17 protein-coding genes are annotated in these 17,915 nt (G+C 67.1%); 3 read left to right on the forward strand and 14 right to left on the reverse strand.

The window, feature by feature from the left end:
- Positions 1-79 precede the first annotated feature (79 nt).
- The gene (locus tag D1832_RS11230; RefSeq protein ID WP_118914088.1) at positions 80-1,114 is read right to left on the reverse strand and encodes a 3-isopropylmalate dehydrogenase; all 1,035 of its coding nucleotides are present in this window, start codon (positions 1,112-1,114) and stop codon (positions 80-82) included.
- Between the two features lie 160 nt (positions 1,115-1,274).
- On the opposite strand from D1832_RS11230, the gene D1832_RS11235 reads away from it, so the two are divergent.
- From D1832_RS11235 to D1832_RS16245, 3 genes are all read left to right on the forward strand, one after another.
- A complete protein-coding gene (locus D1832_RS11235) occupies positions 1,275-2,345 on the forward strand; it encodes an acyltransferase family protein (protein WP_118914090.1) in 1,071 nt (356 codons plus the stop codon).
- 95 nt (positions 2,346-2,440) lie between these two features.
- Positions 2,441-2,863, forward strand: a complete 423-nt coding sequence (locus D1832_RS11240; RefSeq protein WP_118914091.1) for a hypothetical protein — start codon at positions 2,441-2,443, stop codon at positions 2,861-2,863.
- A 174-nt stretch (positions 2,864-3,037) separates the two neighbouring features.
- Positions 3,038-3,229 (forward strand): hypothetical protein, encoded by a 192-nt coding sequence (locus D1832_RS16245; protein ID WP_415557206.1) that lies wholly within the window; start codon positions 3,038-3,040, stop codon positions 3,227-3,229.
- 84 nt (positions 3,230-3,313) lie between these two features.
- Here the strand turns inward: D1832_RS16245 and ilvD are convergent, their stop codons facing one another.
- The 13 genes from ilvD to ligA all read right to left on the reverse strand — a co-directional run bounded on the left by ilvD (position 3,314) and on the right by ligA (position 17,900).
- Positions 3,314-5,152 carry a dihydroxy-acid dehydratase gene (ilvD, locus tag D1832_RS11250; RefSeq protein WP_118914095.1) on the reverse strand — a complete coding sequence of 613 codons (1,839 nt, stop codon included), beginning with the start codon at positions 5,150-5,152 and terminating at the stop codon, positions 3,314-3,316.
- Between the two features lie 248 nt (positions 5,153-5,400).
- Entirely contained in the window at positions 5,401-6,435 is a 1,035-nt protein-coding gene (ilvC, locus tag D1832_RS11255) for a ketol-acid reductoisomerase (RefSeq protein WP_047311330.1), read from the reverse strand.
- Between the two features lie 104 nt (positions 6,436-6,539).
- Complete coding sequence (ilvN, locus tag D1832_RS11260) at positions 6,540-7,052, reverse strand: acetolactate synthase small subunit (RefSeq protein ID WP_118914097.1); 513 nt, start codon at positions 7,050-7,052, stop codon at positions 6,540-6,542.
- The gene (locus tag D1832_RS11265; protein WP_118914099.1) at positions 7,049-8,902 is read right to left on the reverse strand and encodes an acetolactate synthase large subunit; all 1,854 of its coding nucleotides are present in this window, start codon (positions 8,900-8,902) and stop codon (positions 7,049-7,051) included. Before D1832_RS11265 ends, ilvN begins: the two co-directional genes overlap by 4 nt.
- 239 nt (positions 8,903-9,141) lie before the next feature.
- Positions 9,142-9,669 (reverse strand): SixA phosphatase family protein, encoded by a 528-nt coding sequence (locus D1832_RS11270; protein WP_118914100.1) that lies wholly within the window; start codon positions 9,667-9,669, stop codon positions 9,142-9,144.
- A gap of 81 nt (positions 9,670-9,750) precedes the next feature.
- Positions 9,751-10,476 (reverse strand): class F sortase, encoded by a 726-nt coding sequence (locus tag D1832_RS11275; RefSeq protein WP_147362687.1) that lies wholly within the window; start codon positions 10,474-10,476, stop codon positions 9,751-9,753.
- 97 nt (positions 10,477-10,573) lie between these two features.
- Complete coding sequence (locus D1832_RS11280) at positions 10,574-11,245, reverse strand: hypothetical protein (RefSeq protein WP_118914103.1); 672 nt, start codon at positions 11,243-11,245, stop codon at positions 10,574-10,576.
- Positions 11,246-11,399: 154 nt separating this feature from the next.
- Complete coding sequence (locus D1832_RS11285) at positions 11,400-12,005, reverse strand: class F sortase (protein WP_118914105.1); 606 nt, start codon at positions 12,003-12,005, stop codon at positions 11,400-11,402.
- Positions 12,006-12,007: 2 nt separating this feature from the next.
- Positions 12,008-13,519: an Asp-tRNA(Asn)/Glu-tRNA(Gln) amidotransferase subunit GatB gene (gene gatB / locus D1832_RS11290; protein ID WP_118914106.1), complete on the reverse strand. Its 1,512-nt coding sequence runs from the start codon at positions 13,517-13,519 to the stop codon at positions 12,008-12,010.
- A complete protein-coding gene (gene gatA, locus D1832_RS11295; RefSeq protein WP_118914108.1) occupies positions 13,519-15,027 on the reverse strand; it encodes an Asp-tRNA(Asn)/Glu-tRNA(Gln) amidotransferase subunit GatA in 1,509 nt (502 codons plus the stop codon). Before gatA ends, gatB begins: the two co-directional genes overlap by 1 nt.
- 22 nt (positions 15,028-15,049) lie before the next feature.
- On the reverse strand, positions 15,050-15,346 hold the full coding sequence (gatC, locus tag D1832_RS11300) for an Asp-tRNA(Asn)/Glu-tRNA(Gln) amidotransferase subunit GatC (RefSeq protein ID WP_047311323.1): 297 nt from the start codon (positions 15,344-15,346) through the stop codon (positions 15,050-15,052).
- Positions 15,347-15,351: 5 nt separating this feature from the next.
- Positions 15,352-15,684 carry a glutaredoxin domain-containing protein gene (locus D1832_RS11305; RefSeq protein ID WP_118914109.1) on the reverse strand — a complete coding sequence of 111 codons (333 nt, stop codon included), beginning with the start codon at positions 15,682-15,684 and terminating at the stop codon, positions 15,352-15,354.
- Positions 15,681-17,900 (reverse strand): NAD-dependent DNA ligase LigA, encoded by a 2,220-nt coding sequence (gene ligA, locus D1832_RS11310; protein WP_118914111.1) that lies wholly within the window; start codon positions 17,898-17,900, stop codon positions 15,681-15,683. Before ligA ends, D1832_RS11305 begins: the two co-directional genes overlap by 4 nt.
- Positions 17,901-17,915 lie beyond the last annotated feature (15 nt).

Below are 17,915 nucleotides of genomic sequence, written 5' to 3' on the forward strand. Positions count from 1 at the left end.
ACGGGCAACGCGTGAAACGGCGGGCGGGGCGCCTCGTCCGAGGTTCCCGCCCGCCGCCGTCCGCGGATGGTGATGTCGCTCAGAGCCGCCGGGCGATCGCGTCGCCGATTTCGGTGGTCGAGCGCGGCTGCGAGCCGCGGGCTGCCAGGTCGGCGACGACGGCCTCCTCGATGCGTCGGGCCTCGTCCTCCCGGCCGAGGTGAGCCAGGAGCAACGACGTCGACAGGATGGTGGCCGTCGGGTCGGCCTTGCCCTGACCCGCGATGTCGGGGGCCGAGCCGTGCACGGGCTCGAACATGCTCGGCGCCGCGCCCTCGGGATTGATGTTTCCCGAGGCCGCAAGGCCGATGCCGCCGGTGACCGCGGCCGCCAGGTCCGTGACGATGTCGCCGAACAGGTTGTCCGTGACGATGACGTCGAAGCGCGACGGGTCGGTGACCATGTAGATCATCGCCGCGTCGATGTGCGCGTAGTCGTGCGTGACGTCGGGGTACTCGTGCCCTACCTCCTCGACCGTACGACGCCACAGGTGGCCCGCGTAGGAGAGCACGTTGTGCTTGTGCAGGAGCGTGACCTTCTTGCGCTCACGCTTGTTCGCGCGCTCGAACGCGTCACGAACCGTGCGCTCGATGCCGAATCGGCTGTTGACGCTCACCTCCGTCGCCATCTCGTGCGGGGTACCCACACGCAGGGCGCCGCCGTTGCCGGTGTACGGACCCTCGGTGCCTTCGCGCACGACGACGAAGTCGATTCCCTTGGCTGTGACGCTCTCGGCGAGCGGCGTCGTCACGCCCGGCAGCAACTTGGACGGACGCAGGTTGATGTAGTGGTCGAGTTCGAAGCGGATGCGCAGCAACAGCTCGCGCTCGAGCAGGCCGCTGGGGGCGCTCGGGTCGCCGATGGCGCCGAGGAGGATGACGTCGTGGCCGCGCAGCTCCTCGAGGACGGAATCCGGGAGCGTTTCACCGGTGGCGTTCCACCGACGGGCTCCGAGGTCGTACTCGGTTCGCTCGACGTCACCGTTCGTCACGGCGTCGAGCACCTTCAGCCCTTCGGCCACCACCTCGGGGCCGATTCCGTCACCTGCAATGACTGCCAGATCGATCGCGCTCATACGAGCAGAGTAGCGAACGTCTTGCAGTGTGAAACGCAAATCTCGCAATATGAGCAGACAAGGCGGGAGTGGCGCCTCGCGACACGACGAACGGGCCCCGCCGAGCCCGCCCGCGCACCTATGGCTGACGTAGCTCTTCCCCTTACTTCGAGGTAACCGCGTGACCCAGCTGACCACCACCGGGCAACAGCACCACGAGGTGCCCGCTCTGGCGCGCAGCAAGCGACGTCCCGCGCTGGACGGTATCCGCGCGCTGTCCGTCGTGGCCGCGATGATCTACCACGCCAACCCGGAGTGGATTCCGGGCGGCTACCTCTCGGTCAACGTCTTCTTCGTGCTCTCCGGCTACCTCATCACGGGGCTGCTGCTCAAGGAGGCGTCGCGCTGGGGCTCGATCGACCTCGTGAGCTTCTACAAGAACCGCGCCCGACGTCTGCTTCCGGCGCTGTTCGTCGTCGTGGCCGCCGTGACGCTCATCGGGGCGCGGATCCTCACCGAGAGCGCCAAGGCGAACCTGCGCGGCGACGGTCTCGCGACCCTCTTCTACGTCGCGAACTGGCGCTTCATCCTCGAGGGCGAGTCCTATTTCGCGAGCACCGGCGACCACAGCCCGTTCCGCCACATGTGGACGCTGGCCATCGAGGAGCAGTTCTACCTCGTCTTCCCGATCCTCCTTCTCGGCCTCATGACGATGGCGCACGGGCGCCGGCGGCGCATCGCGCAGGGGCTCGTCGTCCTCATCGTGCTGTCGGCCATCATCCAGGCCTGGATCTACACCTCGCAGATCAAGCCGACGCCGACGCCCGACCCGTCGCCCATCTACTACGGCACCGACACCCGCGCGAACGAGTTGCTGCTCGGCGCAGCGCTCGCCGTGGCCATGACGTACTGGCGCAAGCGCACCTTGCGCGCGAACGCCGAGAAGCTGACGTGGATCGGCATCGCCTCGTTCGGCGGCATGCTGGCCTTCTTCTTCGGCCCCAACGAGACGTCCGCCTGGGTCTTCCTCGGCGGCAGCATGCTCTTCTCGATCCTCATCTGCCTCATCATCGTGGCCATCGAGGTCTGGCCCGGGTCGGTCTTCGCCGAGTTCCTCAGCTGGAAGCCCATCGTCTGGATCGGTGAGCTGTCGTACGGCATTTACCGTGGCACTGGCCGATCTTCGTCTTCCTCAACGAGGAGCGAACGGGCTGGAACGAGCTCGTCCTGCTCGTCGTCCGCCTGGCGCTGACCGTCGGGCTCGCGACGATCTCCTACTACTTCATCGAGCAGCCGATCCGCACGCAGAAGCTGCAGAAGCGCCTCGGCCGCACGAAGTCGATCGCGGTGTGGAGCCTCGCCCTGCCGGTGACGGTCGCCGTCGTCGTTCTCGCCACGCTCGGTATCAAGCCGGTAACCGACGCCACGTCGGGTTCGCAGCTCGACACGACGACGGGATCGGGCGACAAGAAGATCGCGGTCGTCGGTGACTCGGTCGGCTACGGCCTCGCCTTCCAGTTCCCCGCCGGTTCCTACCCGGGTGTCTCCGTCACGGGTAGCGCGAAAATCGGGTGTGGTACCGCCGAGCAGTGGCTCGTCGTCAACGGCGTGCGTCAATCGCAGGACAACCCCGAGTGCCGCGACGTGTTCTCCGGGTGGGAGAACGCCGTGAAGAGTTCGAACGCGAAGGTCGTCGTCTGGTCGATGGGCGGCTGGGACGTCTACGACCACTACGTCGACGGCAAGGTGCTCAAGGAGCAGTCACCCTAGTACGCGCGCTACTACCGTTCGCGCCTCGAGAAGGGCCTCGCGGCGTTCGGCCCGAAGACGCAGGTCTTCATCCCGAAGATCGCCTGCTACGACCAGCCGAAGTTCGAGGTCGAAGGCCAGGATCTGGCGCTCGACCGCAACGACCCGGCGCGCGCCAAGGCGCTCAACGCCATCATCGACGACTTCGCGAAGGCGCACCCCGATCGCGTCCACGCCGTCGACCCGTCGTCGTGGCTGTGCAAGGACGGCAAGCCGATCGAGAAGATCGACGGCAAGGTCATGCGCGAGGACGGCGTCCACTGCACCTCGGACGGTGCGAAGAAGTTCTGGGCGTGGCTCATGCCGCAGCTCAAGAGCCATCTGTGACGCTGACGCCCACACACGCCGCTGCCCGCCCCGACCGATCAAAGGTTGAGGCGGGCAGCAGCTTACGGAGGGCGCTCCGGGGTGTCAGTCGACGACTCGTGCGGCGCCCTTGTCAGCGCTCTGCGCGAAGCGCGCGAAGATCTTGAGCGCAGCCGAGACGGGGCGGTGACGGCTCACCGGCTCCCAGCCCTTTTCGTCCTGCTCCGCGCGACGGCGCACGAGTTCCTCGTCGTCGACGAGCAGGTTGACGCGACGGTTCGGGATGTCGAACTCGATGACGTCACCCGTGCGCACGAGACCGATGGCGCCGCCCGCGGCTGCCTCGGGCGACACGTGGCCGACCGACAGACCCGACGAACCGCCGGAGAAGCGACCGTCGGTGATGAGCGCACACTTCGGGCCGAGGCCGACGCCCTTGAGGTAGCTCGTCGGGTACAGCATTTCCTGCATGCCCGGGCCGCCCTTGGGGCCCTCGTAGCGGACGACGACGACGTCACCGGCGTCGATCTCGCCCTTGAGAATCATCTCGACGGCCTCCTCCTGACTCTCGGCCACCTTGGCCGGGCCGGAGAAGTTCCACTGGTGCTCGGGCACGCCCGCGGTCTTGACGATGCAACCGTCGGGTGCGAGGTTGCCGGTGAGCACCGCGAGGCCGCCCTCGCTCGTGTACGCGTGCTCGACGGAGTGGATGCAGCCGTTCTCGCTGTCCTCGTCGAGCGACTTCCACCGGTTCGTCGAGCTGAACGCCTCCGTGGTGCGCACGCCACCGGGCGCCGCGAGGAAGAGCTCACGTGCCACCTCGGTGGCCTTGCCACCGCGGATGTCCCAGTCGGCGAGCCACTGCTCGAGCGACGGGCTGTGCACCGCGCGCACGTCACGGTTGAGCATGCCACCGCGGTCGAGCTCACCGAGGATGGCAGCGATACCGCCGGCCCGGTGCACGTCCTCCATGTAGAACTGCGCACTGTTCGGCGCCACCTTGACGAGGCACGGCGTCTCGCGCGACAGGGCGTCGATGTCGTGCTGATCGAAGTCGACCCCGGCTTCGTGGGCCGCGGCGAGCAGGTGCAGGATCGTGTTCGTCGAACCACCCATCGCGATGTCGAGGCGCATCGCGTTCTCGAAGGCCGGCTTGCCGGCGATGGCGCGCGGCAGCACCGAGTCGTCGTCGCCCTCGTAGTACGTCTTGCACAGCTCGACGACGAGCTTGCCCGCGTTGAGGAACAGATCGCGGCGAGCCGACGCCGTCGCGAGAGTCGAACCGTTGCCGGGCAGCGAAAGGCCGAGCGCCTCCGTGAGGCAGTTCATCGAGTTGGCCGTGAACATGCCCGAGCACGAACCACACGTGGGGCACGCGCTCTGCTCGATCTTGGTGATCTCCTCGTCGGAGACGTTGTCGTCGACCGACTTGATCATGGCGTCGATGAGGTCGAGGCGCGACTCGGCCTCGCCGTCCTTGATGACGGCCTTGCCGGCCTCCATCGGCCCACCGGAGACGAACACCGTCGGGATGTTGAGGCGCAAGGCGGCCAGCAGCATGCCGGGCGTGATCTTGTCGCAGTTGCTGATGCACACGAGCGCGTCGGCCTGATGGGCGTTGACCATGTACTCGACCGAGTCGGCGATGATCTCGCGGCTCGGCAGCGAGTAGAGCATGCCGTGGTGACCCATGGCGATGCCGTCGTCGACCGCAATCGTGTTGAACTCGCGGCCGACACCGCCGGCCTCGGCGATCGCGCCGGCGACGAGCGCACCCATGTCCTTGAGGTGGACGTGGCCGGGCACGAACTGGGTGAAGCTATTCGCGATGGCGACGATCGGCTTGCCGAAGTCACCCTCCCCCATTCCGGTGGCGCGCCAGAGCGCGCGAGCGCCGGCCATGTTGCGTCCGTGGGTTGTTGTGCGTGAGCGAAGTTCGGGCATGTCCCTATTCTCCCAGTCTTCGTCGTGTCGCCGAAGCGGCGTTCGTCAGATGAAAGCGACGTGCCCGGCTCCCCCAAGGAGAGCCGGGCATCGAACGTGAAGTCTGTGTACCAGCGTGACCCCAGAATCACGCTCCTACACCAACATCGGGTGGATCCTCAGCGGCACTGTTGTCTCGGCCGCTTCGTCAACGCTTACTTCGGCAGGATCCTCACTACGTTGCGGCCCTACCTCCGTGCGCTTGATCCTCAGCGGCCGGCAGATCCCTCGACGTAGTCACTGTCCGTGTCCGCATCCTTGAGCCAGCTCATGAGGCCGCGCAGTTCCTTGCCCGTCTTCTCGATCGGGTGCGAGGCACCCTTCTCGCGCAGACGCTTGAACTCCGGAGCACCGGCGTCCTGATCCTCGATGAAACGCTTGGCGAACGCACCGCTCTGGATGTCGGCGAGAACGCCCTTCATGTTCTCCTTGACTCGCTCGTCGATGACGCGCGGGCCCGAGACGTAGTCACCGAACTCGGCCGTGTCGGAGACCGACCAGCGCTGCTTGGCGATACCGCCCTCGACCATGAGGTCGACGATGAGCTTGAGCTCGTGGAGGCACTCGAAGTAGGCGACCTCCGGCTGGTAGCCGGCCTCGGTCAGCGTCTCGAAGCCGTACATGACGAGCTGCGACGCGCCACCGCAGAGGACGGCCTGCTCACCGAACAGGTCGGTCTCGGTCTCCTCGGTGAACGTCGTCTTGATGCCGCCCGCGCGCAGACCACCGATGGCCTTGGCGTAGGAGGCTGCAAGGTCCCAGGCGTTGCCCGAGGCGTCCTGCTCGACGGCGACGATGACCGGCACTCCACGGCCGTCGACGTACTCGCGACGCACGAGGTGACCCGGGCCCTTCGGGGCGACCATGACGACGTCCGCGTCCGACTCGGGCGTGATGTAGCCGAAGCGGATGTTGAAGCCGTGACCGAACAGCAGGGTCGTGCCCGGCTTGAGGTTCGGCTTGATGTCGTTGGAGTAGACGGTGCGCTGCACCTGGTCCGGCGTGAGGATGACGACGACGTCGGCCTCGGCGACGGCCTCGGCGACCGAGAGAACCTTGAGGCCCTCGTTCTCCGCCTTCTCCTTGGACTTGCTGCCCTCGGCGAGGCCGACGCGCACGTCGACACCGGAGTCGCGCAGGTTGAGCGCGTGGGCGTGACCCTGCGAGCCGTAGCCGATGACGGCCACCTTCTTGCCCTGGATCACCGAAAGGTCGGCGTTGTCGTCGTAGAACATTTCAGCCACGGGATCGCTCCTATTCATCGTGGTCGTCACCTCGCTGGGTGACGTCTGTTGGTTCGATTCTGCCCGCACGCGCCTTCGGCCCGAGCAGTGGGTTGAGGGAAAGCTCAGGCCTTCTTCTTGTCACGGGCGGTGATCGCCTTGGGCCCACGGCCCAGGGCGACGACACCCGACTGCACGAGTTCACGAATGCCGAACGGCTCCAGCGTCGCGAGCAACGCCTCGAGCTTCTCGAGCGTGCCGGTGGCTTCGATGACGACCGATTCGTTCGTCACGTCGATGATGTTCGCGCGGAACATCGTCACAAGGTCGATGATCTGCGAACGGGTGGCCGCATCGGCGCGCACCTTGAACAGCACGAGCTGACGTTCCACCGCAGAGCTGCGGTCGAGTTCGACGACCTTGAGCACCTCGACGAGCTTGTTGAGCTGCTTGGTCACCTGCTCGAGCACCTCGTCGTCTACGTCGACGACGACCGTCATGCGCGAGATCTTCTCGGACTCCGTCTCACCGACGGCGAGCGAGTAGATGTTGAAGCCGCGTCGGGAGATGAGGCCGGAGATGCGGGCGAGCACACCGGGCCGGTTCTCCACGAGCACGGACAGTGTGTGGCGGCTCATGCCTGCTCCTCCTCGTTGGGAATCTGCTCGTCGTCGGCGTCGTCGTCGTCGCGGTCCCACACCGGCGTGATGTCCCGCGCCATGGTGATGAGGTCGTTGCTCACGCCGGCGGGCACCATCGGCCACACCATGGCGTCACGCTCGACGACGAAGTCGATGACGACAGGGCGGTCGTTGATCTCGAGCGCCTTCTTGATCGTGTCGTCGACGTCGTCCGGGTGCTCGCAGCGCAACCCCACGCAGCCGTAGGCGTCGGCGAGCTTGACGAAGTCGGGCACCCGGCTACCGCCGTGACTGGTGTGCAGGTCGGTGTTCGAGTAGCGCTCGTTGTAGAAGAGCGTCTGCCACTGACGCACCATGCCGAGGCTCGAGTTGTTGATGATCGCGACCTTGATCGGGATGTTGTTGATGACGCAGGTGGCGAGCTCCTGGTTCGTCATCTGGAAGCAGCCGTCGCCGTCGATGGCCCACACGGTGCGCTCCGGATCGGCGGCCTTGGCGCCCATGGCCGCCGGCACCGAGTAACCCATCGTGCCGAGGCCACCGGAGTTGAGCCAGCTGTTGGGACGCTCGTACTGCACGAACTGCGCGGCCCACATCTGGTGCTGGCCGACACCGGCCACGTAGACACCCTCGGGGCCTGTCAGGGCCGACAGGCGTTCGATGACGTACTGGGGCGCGAGGAGCGACTCGTCCTCCGGCGGCGTGTAACCGAGGGGGAACTTGTCCTTCCACTCCGCCGTCGTCGCGTGCCAGGCGTCGTAGTTGCCCAGCTCGACGTTCTCGAGCGCCTTCGCCAGGTCGACGACGACCTCCTTGGCGTCCCCCACGATCGGCACGTCGGCGAGACGGTTCTTGCCGATCTCCGCAGGGTCGACATCCGCGTGGATGACCTTGGCGAACGGGGCGAAGCTGTCGAGTGCGCCGGTGACGCGGTCGTCGAAGCGGGCACCGATCGTGATGAGCAGGTCGGCGCGCTGCAGCGCCGTCACGGCCGGCACGCTGCCGTGCATTCCAGGCATACCGAGGTGCAGCTCATGGCTGTCCGGGAAGGCGCCGCGCGCCATGAGCGTCGTCACGACGGGGATCTGCGTCTGCTCGACGAGGGCGCGCAGTTCCTCGTGGGCACCGGCACGGATGACACCGCCGCCGATGTAGAACACGGGACGCTCGGCCTCGCGGATGAGCTCGGCCGCAGCCTTGATCTGCTTCGCGTGCGGCTTCGTCACCGGGCGGTAGCCCGGCAGATCGATCGCCGGAGGCCAGGAGAACGTCGTCTTCGCCGTCAGTGCGTCCTTCGTGATGTCGACGAGCACGGGGCCCGGTCGGCCGGTGGAGGCGATGTGGAACGCCTCGGCGATGGCGCGCGGGATGTCATCGGCACAGGTGACGAGGTAGTTGTGCTTCGTGATCGGCATCGTGATGCCGCGGATGTCCGCTTCTTGGAAGGCGTCCGTACCGATGGTCTTGGAGTTGACCTGTCCGGTGATGGCGACGATCGGCACCGAGTCCATGTAGGCATCAGCCAGCGGAGTGACCAGGTTCGTGGCGCCCGGCCCAGAGGTCGCCATGCACACGCCCACCTTGCCGGTGGCCGCGGCGTACCCCTGGGCGGCGTGGCCGGCGCCCTGCTCGTGGCGAACGAGGACGTGACGAACCTTGACGGAGTCGAGCAGCGGGTCGTACGCGGGAAGGATGGCCCCGCCCGGCAAGCCGAAGACCGTCTCGACACCCTGCGCCTCGAGCGCGAGGACGAGTGACTGAGCACCGGTCACGCTGGGCTTCTGGGGCTCTCGCCGCGCCAGATCACCCGGCGAAGGCGTGCGATCGGTCGTTGCCGCGTCGCTCATCTGTTGTCACCACTTTCGGCTGTTGGTAGCTGCACCGGTCTCGAACATCAAAAAATCCCTCAGCTCTGTGGGAGCGATGAGGGATCAGCGTGCGTCGTGAGTCGTGTTCGACTGCTCAGGACGCACGCTGCGTGAGTACGAGAATCTGTGCCATGCGAAACATTTTGTCGAGGTGAGCAGAGCGAGTCAAAGATGTGAGACACCGATCTCACTAAGTGAGATCGGTGTCTCACATCTGGTCACAGGCCACCGGCTCGCACATCGAGGAGATCGCCTGCGCCCCGCGCGACGTCCCCCCAGCCGCCCTCGAACGCGACAACGGCAACCGACGCCGGGACGAACCCACGCGTCAACGTTTCGAGATCACCGGCGTCACCAGCACCGGCCACCAGCTCGTACGCCAGCGCGGGGATCCCGGGTGCATGGCCGACGATGACCGCAGTCTGCGCCTCGGGGGCCGTCGCGTCGAGATCGCGCACGACGCTCAGAAGCGAATCGACATCCGCCTCGTAGATCGCCGGCTCCATGGTGATGAGGACGCCATGTCCGGTGGCTTCCTGGATGGCGGCCCAAGTCTGACGGGTTCGCGCGGCCGGCGAACAGAGAACGGCTTCGCCGAGCAGGTCGTTCTCGCGTAGCCACTCCCCTGCTCGGGCAGCCTCGTCGAGGCCGTGGGCCGTGAGCTCTCGGGATTCGTCGCCTTCCCGGCCGTCAGGTTCGGCGGTGGCGTGACGCAGGAGGACGAGTCGGCGCACATTCTCGGACATGCGCCCATCATCGCCCCTTCTACTGCCCGAGTGGAAACCGGAACCCTGACGCAACACCGCCGATGTCGGCCGACGCGTCGATCAGACGGGCTTCGCCCATACGACGTAGTTGTTCGACCGGTGTTGCGCGTTGACCCACTGGCTGTCGGCGTCGCAGGTCACGAGGGCCACCACGGGAGTCGAGCTCCCACCCCACACGCGCATGTCGTTCTGCAGAGCCGTCTTGCCGACGCTCGCCTTGTTCGTGACGACGAAATCCTTGTGGGTGCCGTCGGCGTAGCTGATCGTCACCTTGCCGCCCACGGGGGTGCGGTGCAGGGAGTAGAAGATGTCCGGCCCGTTGAGCGTCACGTGCCCGGCGAGCACGGCGATGCCCGGCATGCCCGGCTTGACGCGCCCGTATCCCGTGAACTGTTGGATGACGCCCCCGGGCGGATTGAGCACACCGTTGTTGAGGCCTCCCGGTGTGATCGCGTTGTTGAGCCCGATGCTCGGAATGGAGATGCGAACGGCCGCGGCTCGCGGCACACCGACAGACTTTCCGTTCGGCGTCTGCGTGCCGGAAGCCCTCGGCGCAGCGGCCGAGGTGGCAGCAGCCTTCTTCGATGCGGGACTCGAGGCGGAGCGCGATCCGGACGACGATGACGATGACGTTTTCGCAGACGGCCCGCTCGTCGTCGACGAACTGGACGAGGTGGACGCCGCCACGGGCTCGGACGACGAGTCGTCACTGCCGCCACAGCCGGAAAGACCGACAGCGCAGACAAGGGCGAGCGAGGCGAGGAACTTCCCCCGAGAGTTCTTCATGGCGATCATCCTACGGGTGAGCGGGACGCGTGATGCCCCACCGGAGCGAACTCCGGTGGGGCATCACGAGCGTCCGGTTCGGGACGGTGTCAGCGGGTCACTTACGGCCGCGGCGAACGGCGATCGTGCCGCCGGTGGCGACGATCGCGAACGCACCGAGACCCGCGGCCAGAGCGGCCGTGTTGTCCGACTGCGGTGCGACGCGGTCGGTCTCGACCTTCGGGCCGGCCGTCGAGGTCGGGGCCGACGAGGTCGGCATCGGCGACGTGGTCGTCGAGGTCGGAGCCGGGGTCGTCGTCGTGCTCGTCGGGGACGGCGACGTCGACGTCGGAACGGGCTCAGCCGTCGGCGTCCCGGCCGAAGCCCAGTTCATGACGGGCTGCGTCGTCGGCAGACCGGCGCAGGACGTGGGGACCTTGCCCGAGACGTTGAACGACGAGCCCGTGGTCGAGCCGGCGGCGTGGACCGTGATCGAGCGACCCGGAACGCGCGTCAGCGACTTGATCGAGCCACCCGAGGTGTAGGGGCTGACGTTCGTGCGCTCGAGCGGGCGGTAGCCCGACGCGGTGAACGTGACCTTGGCCTCGGTCTTGTTCAGCGTGCGGTAGCTGAACGAGAAGTTGGGGGTGCCGCTGTCGCACCAGTACTGCATGTTCGTGTACTGGAAGTTACCGCTGATGCTCGTCCGGAACGCCGCCTGCGACGGGGCTGCGGTCGTGGCGACCATGGCGCCGACTCCGACCAGAGCAAGGCCTGCGAACTTCTTCATCGTGTCGTCCCTCTCGTGTGATTTTCCCAATCGGCGGAACGCCCTGGTCGGGGCTTCACACCCACACGACCGAGACTCCCTCCCCGCCTCACATTGAGGCTAGAGCACATTCAGGGATCACACAGCAATACCCGGGGATAATTTAAAGGAACGGTCAGTTATCAGGTTTCGTCCACACGACGAAGTTGTTGACGTGGTGCACTCCGACGAGTTCGGAGGCCGAATCGCAGGTGATGAGGGCGAGCACCGGCGTCTTCGAGGAGCCCCACACACTCTGGTCGTGGCGCAGTTCCTCCTTGTCGACCGACTTGACTCGGGTGACCCGGAACTTCTGCGACGACTTGTCGGCAAAGCGGACGGTGAGGCGCTGCCCCACTTTGACCTCGGGCAGTTTGGCGAAGACGTCGGGGCCGTTGAACGTCACGTGCCCCGCGATGACCGAGATGCCGACCTGCCCTGGGCTGACCGTGGCGTTGTACCACTGCGTCACACCCGGGGGCGGCGAGATCTCGCCGCTCTTGGTCAGGCCCATACCCGTGACCTTGCGGTCGAAGCCGATGGACGGGATCGCGAGCGACACGGGCACGCTGCCGCCCCCCTTGGGTGCAGTCGCCGTCGGAGCAGGTGTCGTTGTCGGCGCCTGTGCCGTTTCGACGTCGCTCGCTTCGTCGTCGGAGTCACGCTTGCGTGAACAACCGGCCACGCCGAGCAGACCGACCCCGGCCAACGTCAGCGCGCTGCGGCGGCCCACCTCGTTCATCGTCAGGCCTGACCCAGCTGTTCGAGGATGATGGAACGCGCCTTGGCCGCGTCGGCCTGGCCCTTCATCTCCTTCATCACCTGACCGATGAGCGCACCAGCGGCCTGAACCTTGCCGTCGCGGACCTTCTGTGCGACGTCCGGGTTGGCCTCGATGACCTTCGTCACTGCGGCCTCCAGCGCACCGTCGTCCTGCACGAGTTCGAGACCGCGGGCGTCCGCAACCTCGGTCGGAGTACCTTCGCCGGCGAGGACGCCCTCGAGCGTCTGACGCGCCATCGAGTCGTTGAGACGACCGGACGTCACGAGCCCGTCGAGCTCAGCGATCGTCTTCGGCGTGACGTGACGCTGGGCAGCGAACTCGACAAAGGGTTCACCGGCCTTGTTGGCCAGGCGGGCGATTTCGCCCGTCCACCACTTGCGCGCGCCCGCGGCACTCGCACCCGCCGCGATGGTCTCCTCGATCGTCTCGACCGCGCCCGCGTTGTAGACGTCGCGCATCTCGAGGTCGGAGAAGCCCCACTCGCCCTGTAGACGCTTGCGGCGCTCGGCGGGCGGCTCGGGCAGTGTGGCGCGCAGCTGCTCGACGAGCTCACGGCTCGGAGCGACCGGCACGAGATCGGGCTCCGGGAAGTAGCGGTAGTCGTCGGCGTCCGACTTCGGGCGACCGGAGGTCGTGACGCCGGTGTCCTCGTGCCAATGGCGCGTCTCCTGCAGAATCGATCCGCCCTCGTTGAGGACGGCCGCGTGGCGCGTGATCTCGTACCGCACCGCTCGCTCGACCGAGCGCAGCGAGTTGACGTTCTTGGTCTCCGTGCGGGTACCGAACTTCTCGGCGCCCTTCGGCATGAGCGAGACGTTCGCGTCGCAACGCATCGAGCCCTGCTCCATGCGGGCGTCGGACACGTCGAGCGCACGCATCAGTTCGCGCAGCGCACCGACGTAGGCCTTCGCGATCTCGGGCGCGCGCTCCCCCGCACCCACGAGCGGCTTGGTGACGATCTCGATGAGCGGGATGCCGGCACGGTTGTAGTCGAGCAGCGAGTGATCGGCGCCGTGGATGCGCCCCGTGGCACCGCCGACGTGCAGCGACTTACCCGTGTCCTCCTCCATGTGCGCACGCTCGATCTCGACACGCCACGGCGTACCGTCCTCGAGTTCGACGTCGAGGTAACCCTCGAAGGCGATGGGCTCGTCGTACTGCGAGGTCTGGAAGTTCTTGGGCATGTCCGGGTAGAAGTAGTTCTTCCGGGCGAAGCGGCACCACTCGGCGATCTCGCAGTTGAGCGCGAGGCCGATGCGGATGGCGGACTCCACGCCCTTCGCGTTGACCACCGGCAGTGCGCCGGGCAGGCCCAGGCAGACCGGGCAGGTCTGAGTGTTCGGCTCGGCGCCGAACTCGGTGGCACAGCCGCAGAACATCTTCGTCTCGGTGTTCAGCTCGACGTGCACCTCGAGACCCATGACGGGGTCGTACGTGGCAATCGCCTCGTCGTAGTCGACAACGGCATCCATCAGTTGTTCTCCTTCAGTGCCGGTGCCTGCGCGAGGAGCGGTGCGCCCCACTTCTCTTCGAGTGCGCGCTCGAGCGCGGCACCGACGCCGTACATGCGCTCGTCCTTCGTTGCCGGGGCGAGAATCTGGAAGCCGACCGGAAGGCCGTCGTCCGAGAGACCCGCCGGCAGCGACATACCGGGCAGACCGGCGAGGTTGGCCGGGATGGTGGCGACGTCGTTGAGGTACATCGCCATCGGGTCCTCGAGCTTCTCGCCCAGCTTGAACGCGGTGGTGGGGCTCGTCGGGCTGACGAGCACGTCGGCTGACTCGAAGGCACGGGCGAAGTCGCGCGCGATGAGCGTGCGCACCTTCTGCGCCTGCCCGTAGTACGCGTCGTAGTAGCCGCTCGAGAGGGCGTAGGTGCCCAGGATGATGCGGCGCTTGACCTCGTTGCCGAAGCCCGCCTCACGCGAAGCGGCCATGACCTGCTCGGCCGACGGCGCGTCGACCCCCTCAGGCGCGACGCGCAGGCCGTAGCGCATGGCGTCGAACCTGGCCATGTTCGAACTGACTTCCGACGGCATGACGAGGTAGTAGGCAGCGAGCGCCTGCTCGAAGCTCGGGCAGGAGACGGTGACGACCTCGGCGCCGGCGTCGGTGAGCGCGGCGACGGCCTCGTCGAAGCGGGCCTTGACGCCAGGCTGGTACCCCTCGCCGTCGAGCTGGGAGATGATGCCGATCTTCATGCCCTTGACGTCACCGCGACGGGCCGCGTCGACGACCGGCGGCACCGGAGCATCGATCGAGGTGGAGTCCATGGGGTCGTGACCGGCCATGACCTCGTGGAAGAGCGCTGCGTCGAGGACGGAGCGCGTGCACGGGCCCGCCTGGTCGAGCGAGCTCGCCATCGCGATGAGGCCGTAACGGCTGATGCCGCCGTACGTCGGCTTCGAGCCGACGGTGCCCGTCACCGAAGCGGGCTGACGGATCGAACCACCGGTGTCGGTACCGACGGCCAGCGGCGCCTCGAAGGCGGCGACAGCCGCGGCGGAGCCACCGCCGGAGCCACCCGGGATGCGCTCGAGATCCCACGGGTTGTGCGTGGGGCCGTAGGCGCTGTGCTCGGTGGAACTGCCCATCGCGAACTCGTCCATGTTCGTCTTTCCGAGCAGCGGCATACCCGCTGCACGAAGGCGCGTGACGAGGGTGGCGTCGTACGGGGGCACCCAGCCCTCGAGGATCTTCGAACCGGCCGTCGTGGGCTGGCCCTTCGTCGTGACGACGTCCTTGACGGCCACCGGCACGCCGGCAAGTGCGTGCACCGGCTTGCCCGCGCTGCGGTCTTCGTCGACCTGCTTCGCCGCGGTGAGCGCCTCGGAGGTGTTGACGTGGAGGAAGGCGTGCACGTCACCGTCGACGGCAGCGATGCGGTCGAGGTGGGCCTGCGTCAGCTCCACGGCGCTGACGGAACCGTCGGCGAGCCGGGCCGCCATGTCGGCGGCGCTGAGGCGGATGATGTCGCTCAAAATCGAACCTTTGCTCGTCGTGTCAGTCTTCGCTGAGGATGCGCGGCACCAAGAAGCGCTGCTGCTCGCTCGCGGGGGCGCCCGACAGCGCCTCGTCCGCGGTGAGCGACGGGCGCACCTCGTCCGGTCGCGTCACGTTCGTCAGGGGCAGCGGGTGCGACATGGGCGGGATGTCGTCGGCCGCGGCCTCGTTGACACTGGCCACGAAGCCGACGATGGAGTCGAGCTGCCCGGCGAAGGTGTCGAGTTCCTCGTCCGACAGATGGATGCGCGCCAGGCCTGCGACGTGCGCGACCTCGTCACGGGAGAGAGAAGACATGGGCCTCATTCTAGGTGGTCGTCGTGCGTGGAACCGGCCCGGTGCCGCCGGGCGCTCGTCTCGCGAAGCCAGGCGCCGAAGGCTGGCCGAGCCGGGAGGTCGTCAGCCCTTGAGAGCACGCGCCACGAGCACGGGGTCGGGGTTGGTGTGGGGGCGGCGTCGATGACGACGGTGGGCACGATCTCGTTGCCGTCGTTGACCATGGCGACGAACTCGCGGGCCTCGTCGTCCTCCCAGATGTTGCGCCAGGTGGCCTTGTTCCTGCTCGCGCCAAGGGCGTTCTCCAGGCGCATGCAGAACACGCAGCCGGGGCGCCAGTAGATCGTCACGTCACTCATGCGTCGTCCTTCTCGTCGGTCGTGTTGTCGTTGTCGGCGATGGGCTGCGCGGTGGCGGCGTCCGCATCGTCATCGGTGTCGTCGGCGCCATCACCCAGAGCTGCGGGACCGCCCTCGAGCAGAATCTTGAACTGCTCCTCGTCGAGGATGCGCAGGCCCAGGTCCTCCGCCTTCGTCGCCTTGGAGCCGGCGTTGGCTCCGAGAACGACGTAGTCGGTCTTCTTGCTCACGCTTCCGGAGGCCTTGCCGCCGCGCGCGATGATGGCCTCCTTGACGCCGTCACGCGTGAAGTCGTCGAGGGAACCGGTGGCGACGATGGTGAGACCGTCGAGCGTCTTCGTGATCGACGCGTCGGTCTCGTCCTCCATGCGCACGCCGCTCGTCGCCCACGACGCAACGATGTTCTCGTGCCAGTCGACGCCGAACCATTCCTTCACGGAGCGGGCGATGACGGAGCCCACGCCGTCGGTGGCTGCGAGCGCCTCCTCGTCGGCCCCACGGATGGCGTCGATCGAGCCGAACTGCGTAGCCAGTGCACGGGCGGCCGTCGGGCCGACGTGCCGGATCGACAAGGCGACGATGACCCGCCAGAGCGGCTGGCCCTTCGCCTTCTCGAGGTTGTCGAGGAGCTTGAGCCCCGTGGCGGAGACGACGCGCCCGTCGCGCACCTTCTCCTCGGGGTCGTTCTTCTTCGCGGCCCGCGTGTAGATGCCTACCCGCGCAATGTCGTCGTAGGTGAGGTCGAAGAGGGTGGACTCGTCGGTGAGCACGCCCGACTCGAGCAGCGCGATGGAGCCCTCCCACCCGAGCGCCTCGATGTCGAACGCACCGCGACCGGCGAGGGAGAAGAGCCGCTCGCGCAACTGCGACGGGCAGGTGCGCGCGTTCGGACAGCGGATGTCCTTGTTGCCCTCACGCTCGTAGGCGAGCTCCGTGCCGCACGAGGGGCAGTGCGTGGGCATGACGAACTCACGCTCGTCACCGGTGCGCGCTTCGACGACCGGCCCGACGATTTCGGGGATGACGTCCCCTGCCTTGCGCAGGACGACCGTGTCGCCGATGAGAACGCCCTTGCGCTTCACCTCGAACGCGTTGTGGAGGGTGGCCATCTCGACGGTCGAGCCCGCCACGGTGACCGGCTCCATGACGCCGAACGGCGTCACGCGGCCGGTGCGCCCGACGTTGACGGCGATGTCGAGGAGTTTCGTGTTGACCTCCTCGGGCGGGTACTTGTACGCGATGGCCCAGCGCGGCGCACGCGAGGTGTTGCCCAGCTGACGCTGCACGGCGACCTCGTCGACCTTGACGACGACTCCGTCGATCTCGTGCTCGACGGAGTGACGCTGCTCGCCACCGTAAGCCGCGACGAACTCCTGCACCTGCTTCATCGTGTCGAGCACCTTGGCGTAGGGCGACGTCGGCAGACCCCATGCGGCGAGCAGTTCGTAGGCCTCGCTCTGACGTGTGATGTCGAAACCGGTGCGTGCGCCGATGCCGTGCACGAGCATCCGCAACGGCCGTCGTGCCGTCTTCGCCGGGTCCTTCTGCCGCAGGGATCCGGCAGCCGCGTTTCGCGGGTTCGCGAACGGCGACTTACCCTCCTCGACGAGGCCCTCGTTGAGCTTTTCGAATGCCGCGACGGGGAAGAACACCTCACCGCGGATCTCGACGAGCGCCGGCACGTCGTCACCCTTGAGTTCGTGCGGGATGCCGTCGATCGTGCGGACGTTGAGCGTGACGTCCTCACCGGTGCGTCCGTCACCGCGGGTCACGCCGCGCACGAGTTTGCCGTTCTCGTAGAGCAGGTTGATGGCGAGGCCGTCGATCTTGAGTTCACACAGGTAGTGGTAGGTGGTGTTCGCCTCTCGGGCGACGCGCTCACCCCACTCGGCCAGTTCCTCGGGGCTGAACGCGTTGTCGAGCGAGAGCATCCGTTCGACGTGGTCGACGGGGGTGAACTCCGTGGAGTAGGTGCCCCCGACACGCTGGGTCGGGCTCTGCGGTGAACGCAGTTCGGGGTGTTCGTCCTCGATCTGCTGCAGCTCACGAAGGAGCGTGTCGTAGGCGCCGTCGCTGACGGTCGGAGCGTCCTTGACGTAGTACGAGAACTGGTGGGCGTCGATCTGCTCGGTCAGCTCGGCTGCGCGCCGACGCACCTCGTCGGGCACCTCACTGCGCAGGGCGTCGGGAGCCTGTTTCGTCGTCTTCTCGCTCACGGGTCAATCCTGCCT

The sequence above is a fragment of the Dermacoccus abyssi genome, from assembly GCF_003515945.1.
Lineage (GTDB): Bacteria > Actinomycetota > Actinomycetes > Actinomycetales > Dermatophilaceae > Dermacoccus > Dermacoccus abyssi.

What these genes read in the sequence shown, in the direction of transcription:
- gatB (WP_118914106.1), bottom strand. Translation starts at nt 13,519, where the DNA reads ATGGATGCCGTTGTCGACTACGACGAGGCGATTGCCACGTACGACCCC.
- D1832_RS11305 (WP_118914109.1), bottom strand. Translation starts at nt 15,684, where the DNA reads ATGAGTGACGTGACGATCTACTGGCGCCCCGGCTGCGTGTTCTGCATG.
- D1832_RS11230 (WP_118914088.1), bottom strand. Translation starts at nt 1,114, where the DNA reads ATGAGCGCGATCGATCTGGCAGTCATTGCAGGTGACGGAATCGGCCCC.
- D1832_RS11265 (WP_118914099.1), bottom strand. Translation starts at nt 8,902, where the DNA reads ATGAGCGACGCGGCAACGACCGATCGCACGCCTTCGCCGGGTGATCTG.
- D1832_RS11275 (WP_147362687.1), bottom strand. Translation starts at nt 10,476, where the DNA reads ATGAAGAACTCTCGGGGGAAGTTCCTCGCCTCGCTCGCCCTTGTCTGC.
- D1832_RS11280 (WP_118914103.1), bottom strand. Translation starts at nt 11,245, where the DNA reads ATGAAGAAGTTCGCAGGCCTTGCTCTGGTCGGAGTCGGCGCCATGGTC.
- ilvD (WP_118914095.1), bottom strand. Translation starts at nt 5,152, where the DNA reads ATGCCCGAACTTCGCTCACGCACAACAACCCACGGACGCAACATGGCC.
- ilvN (WP_118914097.1), bottom strand. Translation starts at nt 7,052, where the DNA reads ATGAGCCGCCACACACTGTCCGTGCTCGTGGAGAACCGGCCCGGTGTG.
- D1832_RS11270 (WP_118914100.1), bottom strand. Translation starts at nt 9,669, where the DNA reads ATGTCCGAGAATGTGCGCCGACTCGTCCTCCTGCGTCACGCCACCGCC.
- D1832_RS11285 (WP_118914105.1), bottom strand. Translation starts at nt 12,005, where the DNA reads ATGAACGAGGTGGGCCGCCGCAGCGCGCTGACGTTGGCCGGGGTCGGT.
- gatC (WP_047311323.1), bottom strand. Translation starts at nt 15,346, where the DNA reads ATGTCTTCTCTCTCCCGTGACGAGGTCGCGCACGTCGCAGGCCTGGCG.